Source organism: Lysobacter sp. N42, from assembly GCF_004344885.1.
In genome coordinates, this window is sequence record NZ_SKFB01000040.1 from 15,517 (window position 1) to 28,723 (window position 13,207).

15 protein-coding genes and 1 pseudogene are annotated in these 13,207 nt (G+C 71.1%); 12 read left to right on the forward strand and 4 right to left on the reverse strand.

The window, feature by feature from the left end; translation table 11 throughout:
• Positions 1-27: 27 nt before the first annotated feature.
• Together EYQ95_RS22765 and EYQ95_RS26925 are read right to left on the reverse strand one after the other, a co-directional pair.
• Entirely contained in the window at positions 28-717 is a 690-nt protein-coding gene (locus tag EYQ95_RS22765) for a glutathione binding-like protein (RefSeq protein ID WP_132330866.1), read from the reverse strand.
• Between the two features lie 30 nt (positions 718-747).
• Complete coding sequence (locus tag EYQ95_RS26925; protein ID WP_243700044.1) at positions 748-1,206, reverse strand: hypothetical protein; 459 nt, start codon at positions 1,204-1,206, stop codon at positions 748-750.
• Between EYQ95_RS26925 and EYQ95_RS22770 the strand changes: the two are divergent.
• From EYQ95_RS22770 to acs, 3 genes and pseudogenes are all read left to right on the forward strand, one after another.
• Positions 1,138-2,233: pseudogene (locus EYQ95_RS22770) on the forward strand (erythromycin esterase family protein). The gene EYQ95_RS26925 and the pseudogene EYQ95_RS22770 overlap by 69 nt on opposite strands.
• A 49-nt stretch (positions 2,234-2,282) precedes the next feature.
• A complete protein-coding gene (locus EYQ95_RS22775) occupies positions 2,283-2,876 on the forward strand; it encodes a diguanylate cyclase (protein ID WP_132330868.1) in 594 nt (197 codons plus the stop codon).
• Between the two features lie 113 nt (positions 2,877-2,989).
• On the forward strand, positions 2,990-4,939 hold the full coding sequence (gene acs / locus EYQ95_RS22780; RefSeq protein ID WP_132330870.1) for an acetate--CoA ligase: 1,950 nt from the start codon (positions 2,990-2,992) through the stop codon (positions 4,937-4,939).
• Positions 4,940-5,065: 126 nt separating this feature from the next.
• Here acs and EYQ95_RS22785 read toward each other — a convergent pair whose 3' ends face one another.
• On the reverse strand, positions 5,066-6,118 hold the full coding sequence (locus tag EYQ95_RS22785; RefSeq protein ID WP_132330872.1) for an NAD(P)-dependent alcohol dehydrogenase: 1,053 nt from the start codon (positions 6,116-6,118) through the stop codon (positions 5,066-5,068).
• 122 nt (positions 6,119-6,240) lie between these two features.
• A complete protein-coding gene (locus EYQ95_RS22790; RefSeq protein ID WP_132330874.1) occupies positions 6,241-7,137 on the reverse strand; it encodes a LysR substrate-binding domain-containing protein in 897 nt (298 codons plus the stop codon).
• Positions 7,138-7,223: 86 nt separating this feature from the next.
• Between EYQ95_RS22790 and EYQ95_RS22795 the strand changes: the two genes are divergently transcribed.
• The 9 genes from EYQ95_RS22795 (at position 7,224) to EYQ95_RS22835 (ending at position 13,134) form a co-directional block, all read left to right on the forward strand.
• The gene (locus EYQ95_RS22795; protein WP_132330876.1) at positions 7,224-7,964 is read left to right on the forward strand and encodes a nuclear transport factor 2 family protein; all 741 of its coding nucleotides are present in this window, start codon (positions 7,224-7,226) and stop codon (positions 7,962-7,964) included.
• Entirely contained in the window at positions 7,961-8,299 is a 339-nt protein-coding gene (locus tag EYQ95_RS22800; RefSeq protein WP_132330878.1) for a cupin, read from the forward strand. Before EYQ95_RS22795 ends, EYQ95_RS22800 begins: the two co-directional genes overlap by 4 nt.
• A 49-nt stretch (positions 8,300-8,348) precedes the next feature.
• Entirely contained in the window at positions 8,349-9,218 is an 870-nt protein-coding gene (locus EYQ95_RS22805) for an SAM-dependent methyltransferase (protein ID WP_207916607.1), read from the forward strand.
• The gene (locus EYQ95_RS22810; RefSeq protein ID WP_132330880.1) at positions 9,215-9,394 is read left to right on the forward strand and encodes a hypothetical protein; all 180 of its coding nucleotides are present in this window, start codon (positions 9,215-9,217) and stop codon (positions 9,392-9,394) included. The genes EYQ95_RS22805 and EYQ95_RS22810 overlap by 4 nt, the downstream gene beginning before the upstream one ends.
• A gap of 70 nt (positions 9,395-9,464) precedes the next feature.
• Positions 9,465-10,025 (forward strand): GNAT family N-acetyltransferase, encoded by a 561-nt coding sequence (locus EYQ95_RS22815; RefSeq protein ID WP_132330882.1) that lies wholly within the window; start codon positions 9,465-9,467, stop codon positions 10,023-10,025.
• Positions 9,989-10,693, forward strand: a complete 705-nt coding sequence (locus tag EYQ95_RS22820) for a GNAT family N-acetyltransferase (RefSeq protein WP_132330884.1) — start codon at positions 9,989-9,991, stop codon at positions 10,691-10,693. Before EYQ95_RS22815 ends, EYQ95_RS22820 begins: the two co-directional genes overlap by 37 nt.
• Positions 10,668-10,940: a hypothetical protein gene (locus tag EYQ95_RS22825; protein ID WP_132330886.1), complete on the forward strand. Its 273-nt coding sequence runs from the start codon at positions 10,668-10,670 to the stop codon at positions 10,938-10,940. Before EYQ95_RS22820 ends, EYQ95_RS22825 begins: the two co-directional genes overlap by 26 nt.
• 63 nt (positions 10,941-11,003) lie before the next feature.
• Positions 11,004-12,806, forward strand: coding sequence for a GGDEF domain-containing protein (locus EYQ95_RS22830; RefSeq protein ID WP_132330888.1), 1,803 nt, complete (start codon positions 11,004-11,006; stop codon positions 12,804-12,806).
• 70 nt (positions 12,807-12,876) lie between these two features.
• Entirely contained in the window at positions 12,877-13,134 is a 258-nt protein-coding gene (locus EYQ95_RS22835; protein ID WP_132330890.1) for a hypothetical protein, read from the forward strand.
• Positions 13,135-13,207: the final 73 nt, after the last annotated feature.

Sequence of the window (13,207 nt, forward strand, 5' to 3'; positions counted from 1 at the left end):
CCGCCGGCGCACGCACGCCGGCGGGGCTCAGCGCCCGGGCGGCGTGCCGAACAGCATCGCGCGTTCGGCATCGGTGAGCGGCTTCGAGTAGGACGCCGTGGCCTCGGCATAGGTGCGCTGCGTCGCCGGCCGCTGGCCGACCTGCAGGAACCAGCGCTTGAGGTGGGGCGTGGCGTCCAGGTCCTGCCGGTGCGCCTCGTGCGGGACGATCCACGGGTAGATGGCCATGTCGGCGATCGTGTACGCATCGCCGGCCACGAAGTCGCGATCGGCCAGGCGCCTGTCGAGCACGCCGTAGAGCCGCGCGGTCTCGCGCACGTAGCGGTCGATCGCGTACGGGATCTTCTCCGGCGCGTAGACGTTGAAATGCCCGTTCTGTCCGGCCATCGGGCCCAGCCCGCCCATCTGCCAGAACAGCCACTGCAGCACCTCGGCCCGGCCACGGATGTCCTGCGGGATGAAGCGGCCGGTCTTCTCGGCCAGATACAGCAAGATGGCGCCGGACTCGAACAGGCTCAGCGGCGCGCCACCGTCGGCGGGCGCGTGGTCGACGATGGCCGGGATGCGGTTGTTCGGCGCGATGGCGAGAAATTCCGGCCTGAACTGGTCGCCTGCGCGGATGTCGACCGGGACGATGCGGTGCGCAAGGCCGGTTTCCTCCAGGAATAGGCGGATCTTGTAGCCGTTGGGCGTGGCCCAGTAATGGAGGTCGATCATGACCGCTCCGCGCGCAGGGGAAGGGCGATGCTAGGCCGCGGCGCGTTGCGCGGCGTGGTGGCCGCACGCACGCAGCGTTGCGCGGGTTGACCGGGCGACGACCGCCCCGGGGCTAGCGTCGGGCTTCTTCGACCGAGCATCGCCATGGATCGACAGACCGGCGACACCCCGGCGCCGCGGGGCCCGCTGCGGGGCCTGCGCGAGCGGCTGCGCCCCGCGAAGGACGGCCTGCCCGCGCGCATCCGCGAGGCCATGGAGCCCCTGCCGGACATCGACGACCCGGCCTTCGCCGAGGCCTTCGACCGCTATGCCGGCTGCCGCGTGGTGCTGCTCGGCGAGGCCAGCCACGGCACGTCCGAGTTCTACCGGGCGCGCGCGGCGATCACGAAGCGGCTGGTGGAGCGCCATGGCTTTCGCATCGTGGCGGCCGAGGCGGACTGGCCCGACGCCGCCGTCATCGACCGCCACGTGCGCCACCGCGAGCCGCATGCCGACGCCGAGCCCCCGTTCACTCGCTTCCCCACCTGGATGTGGCGCAACGCGGAGGCCGCCGCGCTGTTCCGCTGGATGCGCCAGTGGAACGCGGGCCGGCCGCTGGAAGCGCGCGCGGGCTTCTACGGGCTCGACCTACAGCCTCCATCCCTCGATCCGCGCGGTGATCGACTACCTGGACGACGTCGATCCCGAAACCGCCAGCCTCGCGCGCGAGCGCTACGCCTGCCTCACGCCCTGGGCGAAGGACCCCGCGCACTACGGACTGGCGGCGCTGACCTACGGGCATGCCCGGTGCGAGGACGCGGTGCTGGCGATGCTGCGCGAGATGATGGAGCGGCGCGTGGAGTTCGTGGCGCGCGACGGTGCCGACTGGCTGGAAGCCGCGGCCAATGCGCGGCTGGTGGCCAATGCCGAGAACGACTACCGCGCCATGTACCGCGGCGCGGCCGAGTCCTGGAACGTTCGCGACGCGCACATGGCCGAGACGCTGATCCAGGTGATGAAGGCGCATGGCGAGACCTCGCGCGCGGTGGTCTGGGCGCACAACTCGCACATCGGCGATGCACGCTTCACCGACATGGGCCGCGAGCGCGGCGAGCTCAACCTGGGCCAGCTCTGCCGCGAGCAGTTCGGGCACGAGGCCGCGCTGATCGGCTTCGGCACGCACGCCGGCACGGTGGCGGCCGCCGGCGACTGGGACGCGCCGATGCGGATCATGCAGGTGCGGCCCTCGCTCGCGGGCTCGGTCGAACGCCAGTTCCACGATGCGGGCCAGCCGCGTGGCGTGCTGCACCTGCGCGAGGCCGACCCGGACCTGCGCGCCGAGCTGCTCGCCGACCGGCTGGAGCGCTTCATCGGCGTGATCTACCGGCCGGACACCGAGCGCTGGAGCCACTACGCCGAGGTTTCGCTGCCCAGGCAGTTCGACGCCTACGTCTGGTTCGACCAGACGCGGGCGGTGGAGGCGCTGGACGGCCCGCACCGCAGCGGCGTGCCCGAGACGTATCCCTTCGGCGTCTGAACGCGGCCGCTTGATGCGGCGGTCACCTGCGGGCGCGGAGCATCGCCGCATGCCGCCCGTCGACGCCGCCGCCGTGCCCGATACCGCGCTCTGGATGCTGCTGGGCGGCGTCGTGTTCCCGGTCTGGCTCGGCGCGGGCCTGCTCGACTACGCCATCCACTACCACCAGCGCATCGAGCACAGCGCCGGCCCCTACGAGTCGGCGCTGCATCTGCTGCAGGCGCTCGAGGTCGGCGCACCGGTGCTGATCGTGCTGTTTCTCGAGGTCACCGCGCCCGTGTTCCTCGCGTTGCTGGCCCTCGTGCTGCTGCATGCCTGGACGTCGTGGCGCGACACCTGCTTCGCGGCCTCGGTGCGCGCGGTCGGCCCGGCCGAGCAGAAGGTGCATGCGGTGCTCGACATGGCCCCGTGGTTCGCGCTGGCGCTGCTGGCGCTGATCCATCGCGAGGCGCTCGCGCCGCTGCTGGGCCCGGGCGCCGCCGACTGGGGCCTGCGCCTGCGCGAGGCGCCGTTCCCGCCGTGGCTCGTCGTCGCCGTGCTCGCGGCATCGCTGGCCTGCGGGCTGCTGCCGGCCATCGCCGAGCTGCGGCGCGGCCGGCGTGCACTGCCCGCGCGTCAGCCGCCCGCCGCCCGCGCCGGCTGACGCGTCGGCGCGCGCCTGCCGGCGGTTCGACCGAGCGCGGCCAACCGGACGCGTGCGACATCCGCCTTTCCGCCCCGGCTGCGGCACACTGCACGCGCCCGTCCGAGGTCGCCATGTCCCATCACGCCGTCCATCCCGTCCCCGAGTCCTTCGCCGCCACCGCACGCACCCGTGCCGAGGACTATGCCCGGCTGTACGAAGAATCCCTGCGCGATCCGGACGGCTTCTGGAGCCGCGTCGCGCAGCGCATCGACTGGATGCGGCCGCCAACGCGCACCAGGGACGTGAGCTTCCGCATCGAGGACTTCCGCATCCGCTGGTTCGAGGACGGCCAGCTCAACGCCAGCGTGAACTGCCTGGACCGCCACCTGGCCACGCGAGGCGACAGGACCGCACTGATCTGCGAGCCCGACGACCCCTCCAGGGAGGCGCGCCACGTCAGCTACCGCGAGCTGCACGCGCGCGTCTGCCGCCTGGGCAACGCCATGCGCCGGCTTGGCGTGCGCCGCGGCGACCGCGTGACGATCTACCTGCCGATGATCGACGAGGCGGTGGTGGCGATGCTGGCCTGCGCGCGCATCGGCGCGGTGCATTCGGTGGTGTTCGGCGGCTTCGCGCCGCAGTCCATCGCCGACCGCATCGCCGACTGCGGCAGCAAGCTGGTCATCACCGCCGACGAAGGCTGCCGCGGCGGCAAGCGCGTGCCGCTCAAGGCCAATGTCGACGCCGCGCTCCGCCTGCCCGGCACGAACTCGGTGGAAACGGTGCTGGTGGTGCGCCACACCGGCGCCGGCATCGACATGCAGATGCCGCGCGACCGCTGGATGCACGCCGTCACCGACGGCCAGCCCGACACCTGCGAGCCGGAGGCAATGAATGCGGAGGATCCGCTGTTCATCCTCTACACCTCGGGCAGCACGGGAAAGCCCAAGGGTGTCCTGCACACCACCGGCGGATACCTGGTGCATGCCAGCTACACGCACGAGCAGGTCTTCGACCTGCGCGAGGACGACGTCTACTGGTGCACGGCCGACGTGGGCTGGATCACCGGCCACAGCTACATCGTCTACGGCCCGCTGGCCAACGGCGCGACCGCGCTGGTGTTCGAGGGCGTACCGAACTTCCCGGATGCCTCGCGCTTCTGGCAGGTCGTCGACCGCCACCGGGTGACGATCTTCTACACCGCGCCCACCGCCATCCGCGCGCTGATGCGCGAGGGCGATGCCCCGGTGCGGCGCACCTCGCGCGCCTCGCTGCGCCTGCTCGGCACGGTAGGCGAGCCGATCAATCCCGAGGCCTGGGAGTGGTACTACAACGTGGTGGGCGAGGGCCGCTGCCCCATCGTCGACACCTGGTGGCAGACCGAGACCGGCGGCATCCTCATCTCGCCCCTGCCGGGCGCCACCCCGCTCAAGCCCGGTTCGGCGACGAAGCCGTTCTTCGGCGTGCGGCCGGCGCTGGTCGACACCGCGGGGCGGGTCCTCGAAGGCGCGGCCGAGGGCAACCTCGTGCTGCTGGACTCCTGGCCGGGGCAGATGCGCACGGTCTACGGCGACCACCAGCGCTTCATCGACACCTACTTCAAGGCCTATCCCGGCATGTACTTCACCGGCGACGGCTGCCGCCGCGACGCCGACGGCGACTACTGGATCACCGGCCGCGTCGACGACGTGATCAACGTCTCCGGCCACCGCATCGGCACGGCGGAAGTCGAGAGCGCGCTGGTGGAGGACCATCGCGTGGCGGAGGCCGCGGTGGTCGGTTTCCCGCACGATCTCAAGGGCCAGGGCATCTACGCCTTCGTGACGCTCAAGTCCGACGTCGAGCCCTCCGATGCCCTGCGCGGCGAGCTGGTGCAGGTGGTGCGCCGGGAGATCGGCCCCATCGCCACGCCCGATGCCATCCAGTGGGCGCCCGGCCTGCCCAAGACGCGCTCGGGCAAGATCATGCGGCGCATCCTGCGCAAGATCGCCGAAGGGCGGCCGGACCAGCTGGACGATACGTCCACGCTCGCCGATCCGGGCGTGGTGGAGTCGCTGGTGGCGAACCGCGCCGGCGGCTGATGCCGGCGGCCACGGAGCATCCCGTCGGGTAAAGGCCCGGGCTCCGCGCGGCGCGCCAGTGCCGCGCGCCGCAGCCCGGCGTCACGGGCGATGCGGGGCCGCACGCAGGTGCCGCCCGCGACGGCATCAGGCGGCGAAAGTCGCCCCGTCGATCACGAAGCGGTACTTCACGTCCGAGCGCAGCATGCGCTCGTAGGCCTGGTTGATCGCCTGCGCGGGAATCAGCTCGATGTCCGAGACGATGCCGTGTCCGGCGCAGAAATCGAGCATTTCCTGCGTTTCCCTGATGCCCCCGATCAGCGAGCCGGCGATCGAGCGGCGGCCGAAGATCAGCGCGCCCACGTTCGGGCTGGGATGCGGGTCTTCCGGCACGCCGACCAGGCACAGCGTGCCGTCGCGCTTGAGCAGCACGGTGAACGCATCGAGCACGTGGCTGGCGGCCACGGTGTCGAGGATGAAGTCGAAGCTGCCGGCGTGCCGCGCCATCGCCTGGGCATCGCGCGATACGACGACTTCGGACGCGCCCAGCGCCAGCGCATCCTGCCGCTTGTGCTCGGAGGTGGTGAAGGCGACCACGTGCGCGCCCATCGCGCGGGCGAGCTTGATGCCCATGTGCCCGAGCCCGCCGATGCCCACGATGCCCACCTTCGAGCCCGGCCCCACCTTCCAGTGGCGCAGCGGCGACCAGGTGGTGATGCCGGCGCAGAGCAGCGGCGCAACCGCCGCCAGCTGCTCCTTCGGATGGTTGATGCGCAGCACGAAGCGCTCGTCCACTACGATGCGCTGCGAATAGCCGCCGAGCGTGTGCCCGGGCGGATCCTGCGTGCGGCCGTTGTAGGTGCCGACGAAACCGTTCGTGCAGTACTGCTCCAGGCCGTCGGCGCAGGCCGCGCAGTGACGGCAGCTGTCGACCATGCAGCCCACACCGACGATGTCACCGACCCTGAAGCCGCCGACCTCGCGGCCGACCGCGCTCACCTCGCCGACGATCTCATGCCCGGGCACGCAGGGATAACGCGTCCCGGACCATTCCGAGCGCACGGTGTGCAGGTCGGAATGGCAGATGCCGCAGTAGGCGATCTCGATCTGCACGTCGCGCGGGCCGGGTGCGCGACGCTCGATGTCCAGTGGCACCAGCGGCTGGTCGGCGGCATGGGCGCCGTAGGCTTTCGTCGTCATGGCAGGCTCCGGGGGATAGGCGTCAAAGCTAGCCGGCGCACGTTATCAGCGCGTGCCGGTGGAGCAGTGCGGCGCACGCCGTGTCGCCCTGCCCGGCGGCTTCGCAGCCGGCGTGCATGGCGTCAGTGCGCAGCGAGTGCTGCTGCGAAGTACGCGATCGCCGCACTCACCTTGGGCGGCACGTGCCGCGCGTAGGGATGCACCGCATGCACGTCGATGTGCGAACGCACCGCGCCGTCGAGCACGCGCACCAGCGCGCCGGTTTCCAGATGCGGCGCGGCCAGGTAGTCGGCCAGCAGCGCGAGCCCGCCGCCGCCCAGCGCGACCTGCAACTGCCCCAGCGTGCTGTTGACCGCGGGCCCCGGTCCGATCGGCAGCTCCAGCCCGGGCACCGACCAGGTGCGCGCATGCTCGTCGTAGCGCAGGCAGGCGTGCCCGCGCAGGTCGTCCACCGACTGCGGAACGCCGCAGCGCTCGAGGTAGGCCGGCGAGGCGACGATCGCCCCGGTGATCGTGCCCAGCCGCCGCGCGATCAGCCCCGAATCGGGCAGGCGGCCGATGCGGATGGCCAGGTCGATGCGCTCGCCGACCAGGTCGACCACCTCGTCGCTGAGCTGCAGCGCGACCTGCAGTTCCGGGTGGCGCGCGGCCAGCCCCGGCAGCAGCGGCGCGATGCGCGCCACCCCGTAGCTCACCGTCGCGGTCATGCGCAGCAGCCCGCGCGGCACGTCGCGCAACTGCCCCAGGTGCTGCTCGGCGGCATCGGCCTGCTGCACCACGGTGCGGCAGTAGCCCAGCAGCGCGGTCCCGGCTTCGGTGGGCTCGACCCGCCGCGTCGTGCGCACCAGCAGGCGCGTGCCCAGGTGCCGCTCCAGCCGCGTGACCGCCTTGCTCACCGCGCCCTTGGACAGGCCGAGCCGCTGCCCGGCGGCGGTGAAGCCGCCGGCCTCTACCACCGCGGCGAAGACGGCCATGTCGCCGAGGCGTTCGGTCAGGCGCAGCGCGGGATTGGCATCCATGGGGAAACAAAGAAGCGACGGCGAGCCGGATTATCACCGGAAGGCGCCGGCCGGAGACTGCGCCTCCCGCCCCGAGGAGCCCAGCCATGCGTCGTTCCGCCTACTTCGCCACACTTGCCGCGCTGCTGGCCGGTACCGCCGTCGCCGGACCCCATGGCAGCGTCTTCGCCCGCGCCGCGCGCCCCGCCTGCTGCTCCGACGGGCCGGGACGGCCTGCATCGCCGCCGGGCGCCGGGTCCGCTTCGTTCGACGCGGCGGACACGGCGTCGCGCGCGAAGGCATCCGGCCTGCGCGGGACGCAAGGGGCGGCCGCCGCGATGCAGGCGCCGCCCGCTCCCGACACGTCCAGGCCCACCGGCGAGCCCGATCCCGACGCCGCCGCCATCGACGCCCTGATCGCCACGCTCTACGCCACCGTCTCCGGCCCCGCGGGCGCGCGGCGCGACTGGCAGGCGCTGGCGCGGCTCCATGCGCCCGGCGCGCGCCTGCACCTGACCCGCGCCGATGCCGAAGGCCGCCTGGCGGTCCGGAGCCTGGACTTCGCGGGCTTCGTCGCCGAGCACGAGGCGCGCTTTGCGGCGCGCGGCTTCCACGAACGCGAGATCGCCCGCGAGGTCGCCGGCTCCGGCGGCGTGCGCCACGTCTGGAGCACCTTCGAGGCGCGGCGCGAGCCCGGCGACGCGCAGCCCTATGCGCGCGGCGTCAACTCCCTCCAGCTGGTCCGCACGACCGAAGGCTGGCGCCTGGTCTCGGCGACCTGGGACTTCGAGCGCCCCGGCCTGCCGCTGCCTGCCCGCATCGCCCCTTCCACGGAGGCCGCCCGATGAGCGCCACCGTCCTGCGGGGCGCCGGCTACACCGCCGAGCGGGCCTGGGGCTCGACCGTGGTCGCCACGTTCGGCGACATCGAGGCCAGCGTGCACTGGACCGACGCCGGCTACCCCTGGCATGTCAACGACGGCGACGAGCTCTTCGTCGTGCTCGCCGGCACCGTGGACATGCACTGGCGGCGCCCGGGCGACCCCGTGCAGGTGGCCACCCTGGAGGCCGGCGATCTCTGGTCCGGGAAGGCCGGCATCGAGCACCGCGCCGTCCCGCGCGGCCAAGCGCGCGTGCTGGTGATGGAGACGCCGTTCGCGGACACGCTGGTGGATGCCGGCTGACGGCGCAGCGGTGGTAAGGTTGCCCGGGGATCCGGGGGGGGGCCTGCCGATGACGAACGCCGCACCCGGGCGTGGAAGCCTGGCCTGCGTGGGCCTCGGCATGATGCTGGGCGCCCACCTCACGCCTCGCGCGCGCAGCACGCTCGAGCAGGCCGACGTCGTCTTCGTGCTCGCCTCCGACGGGCTGGTCGAGCGCTGGGTGGAGGAGATGCATGCCGAGGTGCGCAGCCTCCAGTCCTACTACGCCGAGGGCAAGTCGCGACGCATCACCTACGGCGAAATGGTCGGCGCCATCCTTGCCGAGGTGCGCGCCGGCCGGCGCGTCTGCGCGGCCTTCTATGGCCACCCCAGCGTCTTCGCGCAGGTCGCGCACGAGGCCATCGAGCTGGCGCGCGCCGAAGGCTTCCGGGCCGACATGCAGCCCGGCATCTCCGCCGAGGACTGCTTCTACGCCGACCTCGGCATCGACCCCGGCCGCACCGGCTGCCAGCACTTCGAAGCCACCCAGTTCCTCTGCTGCGACCGCCAGCTCGACACCGCCGCCTGGCTGGTGCTATGGCAGCCCGCGCTGGTGGGCGACCGCAGCTTCACCCGCTATGCCAGCGCCCGCGCGCACCGCGAGCTGCTCGTCCGGAAGCTCCGTCGCGACTACCCGGCCAGCCACGAGGTAATCGTCTACGAGACACCGACGGTGGCGATCATGCCTCCGCGCATGGAACGCCTGCCGCTCGACGCGCTGGTCGACGCGCGCCTGGAGATGCATTCCACCCTCGTCATCGCGCCGGCACGCCCGCTCGTGCCGGATCGCGACATGCTCGCCGCCCTCGATGCCATCGAGGCGGGCAACCGTACCGGTCGCCGCGAGCGGCCGAAACTCGTCGTGGTGCACGACGCCCACAGCAAGGAGGAAATGCAGTGAACCATGTACTCGCAGCACTAGAAGCCGTCGGGGCCGACCGCCGACCCGATGTTGCGCTGGACCGGGCAAACGTCGCGGCAGCGCGTGTGTCGCTGGATGCGCCGGAGCACTTGCCTTGCCTGATCACGACGCCATCGCTCGGCGCCGAACACGGCTCGATACGTCACGCAGCATGAGCTGCCGCCGCTGGCTCCGACCAGGGGCTTTGGCTGCGTAATCAGGGCACAAGCAAGGCTTCGGTGCGCGATGTCCGTACTCGGTTCCGCTTCCTCGGCTGTCCAGCTCCGGCTGATGCAATCGTCCGACGCTGCGCTGTACCTTCACTTGTTCACCTGCCCGGAAGTCATGGCGGCGATCGGCCCGCCGCTCCCTCGCCATGTCGCTGAAGCCACTTTCGCCCGGGCCTGCGGCTACAACGCGGGCGACGTGCCCGGCCACCGGTTCTGGATCGTCGGAGACGCACTCGGCGCGGACCTTGGCCTTGCCTCGCTCGTCCGCGACGGAGATACCGCCGAGCTCGGAATCATGCTCCTGCCCGAGGCGTGGGACGGCCGCCGGGCGAAGCCCGCACTCGCCAAGGTCATCGACCACGCCTTCGCCGGAATCGGCCTGCGCGCCCTGTACGCCCGCAGCGCCGACGGCGTGCGGGCCCGGCTCTCACGCCGCCTGCTCAGTCCGTATCCGTTCGTCCCGGCCGACGCCGAGCCCGGCCGTGCGGCCTGGGTGCTGTCTCGCGACGGGTGGGCGCGTTGCCATGCTGCAAACGTCGCATGCCGAAACACGACACTTCCGGCGACCGCGTGCTGACCGGCCCGCGCATCGCGCTCGGGCTGATCACCGAGGACGACCGCGAACCGTACCGGGCGCTCTACACCAGCTGCGATGTGATGGCCGCCACAGCGCCTCCCCTCTCGATCGAGGCCGCCGACGCACAGTTCGACCTCGTGCTCCGTCACGACACGGCCGCTAAGCCGGGACATCGTGCCTGGGCAGTCGAGAGTCCAATGACGTCTGACGGCATCGGTTCGGCCGTTCTGCACCGAAGAGGAGACGAGGCCACTGCGGGCATCATGCTGCGGCGGGACAAGTGGCGCCAGCGCATGGCGAGCGAAATCTTCCTTCGCCTGCTGCCACAGGCCTTCCTGACGCTGGGCCTGCGTCAGGTCACCGCCCACAGCCGCCTGCCCGTGAAAGGGCTGCTCGCTCCGCTCGGCTTCATTCCGGGCAGCCGGCAGGGCGACATGGAGGTATGGACCCTGGGCCGCAAGGCCTGGCGTTACGAGCCGGATGGACAGGGCAAGGCATCGGAGGTACCCCAAGCCCTGTTAGGGACTGACGCCAATGGAGGCGATGCAGGCCTGACCTGTAGCCCGGGGACTGTCGGCCCGACCCACCCGCTCGGCACACCAGGTGCCGAGCGACCCACCGTCAGACCGCAAGGGGAGGATCGTGTCAGACATCATCGAGTTTCTTGAACACCTGGGGCAGCACGGGCCGCAAGCGCAAGCGGCCGCCATGGTCGCCGCGCTGGATCCGCCGCAGCGGGACGCGCTCATGGCTGGGGATGGCAGGTTGCTGGCTGCCCTGGAGGGCGGCCGGACTCGTCTTTGCTACTCGGTCATTGTCCCGGATTCCGAACCGCTGCCCGACGAACAAGCTGACGACCCCCCGGTGGATGAGCCGACCGATGTGCCGGACGAGGGCACGTCCCGGGCAGCTTGAGCAGGTAATCTGCGTCGTGCCGCCACTTCGGCGGCACGACGAGCACGAGGCGGCGGAAGCGCCATGGCACGCGCCCGAACATGGCTGGGCTTAGCGGCAGCAGTACTGCTGCTGTCGCCGCCCGCCCACGCGTCCGCGTTTTCCGAACGCCTGAGGGAAGCCGACGCCGCGCGGACGTCCGACCCGGCCCGCTTCACCTCGATACTCGCCGGGCTCGAACGCGACCGCTCGCGGGCGTCTCTGCGCGAGCAGCAGTACCTGCGGCTTCTGCGCAACTACCAACGTCATCTCCGCGGCGAGTACACGGCTGCCGTACAGGACAGCGTCGCGCTGTTCAACGAGGCGGAAGATCCGGAGATCCGGTATCGCTCGGCTATCCTAGTTGCCAACGCATCCGCAGCTACCCGCGAGTTCACATTGGGGCTGCGTTACCTCGAACGGGCGCTCGGGATGCGCGGGACATTCAAGGATCGGAGGATCCGCGCCCAGAGCGAGGCGGTGGCGTCTGTTGTTTACAACCATTTCGCCCAGTACGGCTTGGGCAAACAGTACGCCGACCTGGTCGTCGCCGCCGCCCCGGACACCCGGACCACCTGTTACGGGAGGGTCGAGCAGATCGTTGCGATGTACGGCATGGGATCGGCGCTTGACGAGGCCGCCGACATCAAGCCGGCGATCGATGCATGTATCGATGCTGGCGAGCCGATCGGTGCGAACCTGATACGCAGCACATTGGCACAGCACTGGGCAGGGAAAGGTCGCAGGGCGGAATCGGTCCAATTGCTGGAGAAGAATCTGCCCGAAGTCTATGCAACCAAGTACCGGCATCTGATCGGTGAGTTTCATAGTCTGCTTGGGCGGTATAAGTACGAACTGGGCGACGGCATCGCCGCGCAAACGCATGCGTCGCGTGTCTTGGCGCTCACTGCTGGCGATACCGGCTGGCTGCCGCACGTGAGAGCGCGTTACGTGCTCTATCGCGTCGCCCTCGATCGCGGCGACTACCGGAACGCGCTAATGCATTACCGGCGTTATGCGGAAGCAGACAAGGCCCGCCTCGACGACATCAAGGCCCGGGAGTACGCCTTCCAGCTCAGTCGTCATGAGCTCGACCGGAAGAACCGGTCGATCAAGCTTCTGAGCAACGAGAACCAGGTCCTTCGCCTGCAGCAGGAAGTCGCCAGGCGCTCGGCCTGGAATTTCCGCCTGGCCATCGCGCTGCTGGCGGTGATCGCCGCATCGGCCGCCTACTGGGGTTGGCGGGCGCGGCGCACGCATCGCAGCCTGCACCAGCTCGCCAATACCGACGCGCTGACCGGCCTGGCCAACCGCCGCCACTTCCGCGCGAGCGCCGAAGCCATCCTCAAGGCCTGCGAGCAGCGCGCACGGCCGGTGAGCGTGCTGCTGTTCGACCTCGACCACTTCAAGCAGATCAACGACCAGTGCGGGCATTCCTCCGGTGACTGGGTGCTGCGCGAGGTGGCGCGCGTGGGCCGGCAGCACTGCCGCGAGGGCGACCTGTACGGCCGCATCGGCGGCGAGGAGTTCGCCATGGCGCTGGTGGACTGCGACGTGGATGCCGCGCTGCGCATCGCCGAGCGCTGCCGTCTGTCGATCCAGGGCATCGATGCGACCACCGGCGCCGGCTGTCCGCTGCCGGTGGCGGCCAGCATCGGCGTGGTCAGCACGTCGATCTCGGGCTACGACTACGAGATGCTGATCGCGCATGCGGACGCGGCCATGTACCGCTCCAAGGTGGCCGGCCGCAACCGCGTCACGCTCTACCAGCCCCCGCCCGTACCGGAAGGCGGGCGGGTCGTCGCGCTCGATGGCCGCAACGCCGGAGCCATGCTCCGCGAGTACTGAAGCGGCCGCCTACACGGCGCGCCCACGCCGCTGGGCTAGCGTCTGCAATGAGCCTGCCGAGATCCGCGCCATGGCCGAGAACCGCCGCATCGCCGACTACCTGCGGTCCCCCGCCGACCTGGCGGAGTATTTCCGTACCTGCCGGGCGACCGGCGACTTCACGCTGGTCGAGAGCGCACTGCGCGACATCCCCGACTGGGCCACCTTCAAGGACGTGCGCGGCGCGCTGGAGGCCTCGGGCCTGCGGCTGTCGGTGCGCGCGCTCGGCGCCGGCGACATGAGCGCGGCCGGGCAGGTCGAGCGGCGGCGCGGGCCGCGGACGCACTAGGCCGAATCGACATTCAAGCGATCCACAGAGGCATGGCGGCAAGGTAGAGAAAGGCCAGGAAGTTGGCGGGGTT

Excerpts from the sequence above, each read along its gene's own strand:
- EYQ95_RS22765 (WP_132330866.1), bottom strand. The coding sequence starts at position 717 with ATGATCGACCTCCATTACTGGGCCACGCCCAACGGCTACAAGATCCGC.
- EYQ95_RS26925 (WP_243700044.1), bottom strand. The coding sequence starts at position 1,206 with ATGCGGCTCGCGGTGGCGCACGTGGCGGTCGATGACGGCGGCGTCGGG.
- EYQ95_RS22775 (WP_132330868.1), top strand. The coding sequence starts at position 2,283 with ATGCCGCCCGTCGACGCCGCCGCCGTGCCCGATACCGCGCTCTGGATG.
- acs (WP_132330870.1), top strand. The coding sequence starts at position 2,990 with ATGTCCCATCACGCCGTCCATCCCGTCCCCGAGTCCTTCGCCGCCACC.
- EYQ95_RS22785 (WP_132330872.1), bottom strand. The coding sequence starts at position 6,118 with ATGACGACGAAAGCCTACGGCGCCCATGCCGCCGACCAGCCGCTGGTG.
- EYQ95_RS22790 (WP_132330874.1), bottom strand. The coding sequence starts at position 7,137 with ATGGATGCCAATCCCGCGCTGCGCCTGACCGAACGCCTCGGCGACATG.
- EYQ95_RS22795 (WP_132330876.1), top strand. The coding sequence starts at position 7,224 with ATGCGTCGTTCCGCCTACTTCGCCACACTTGCCGCGCTGCTGGCCGGT.
- EYQ95_RS22800 (WP_132330878.1), top strand. The coding sequence starts at position 7,961 with ATGAGCGCCACCGTCCTGCGGGGCGCCGGCTACACCGCCGAGCGGGCC.
- EYQ95_RS22805 (WP_207916607.1), top strand. The coding sequence starts at position 8,349 with ATGACGAACGCCGCACCCGGGCGTGGAAGCCTGGCCTGCGTGGGCCTC.
- EYQ95_RS22815 (WP_132330882.1), top strand. The coding sequence starts at position 9,465 with ATGTCCGTACTCGGTTCCGCTTCCTCGGCTGTCCAGCTCCGGCTGATG.
- EYQ95_RS22820 (WP_132330884.1), top strand. The coding sequence starts at position 9,989 with ATGCCGAAACACGACACTTCCGGCGACCGCGTGCTGACCGGCCCGCGC.
- EYQ95_RS22830 (WP_132330888.1), top strand. The coding sequence starts at position 11,004 with ATGGCACGCGCCCGAACATGGCTGGGCTTAGCGGCAGCAGTACTGCTG.
- EYQ95_RS22835 (WP_132330890.1), top strand. The coding sequence starts at position 12,877 with ATGGCCGAGAACCGCCGCATCGCCGACTACCTGCGGTCCCCCGCCGAC.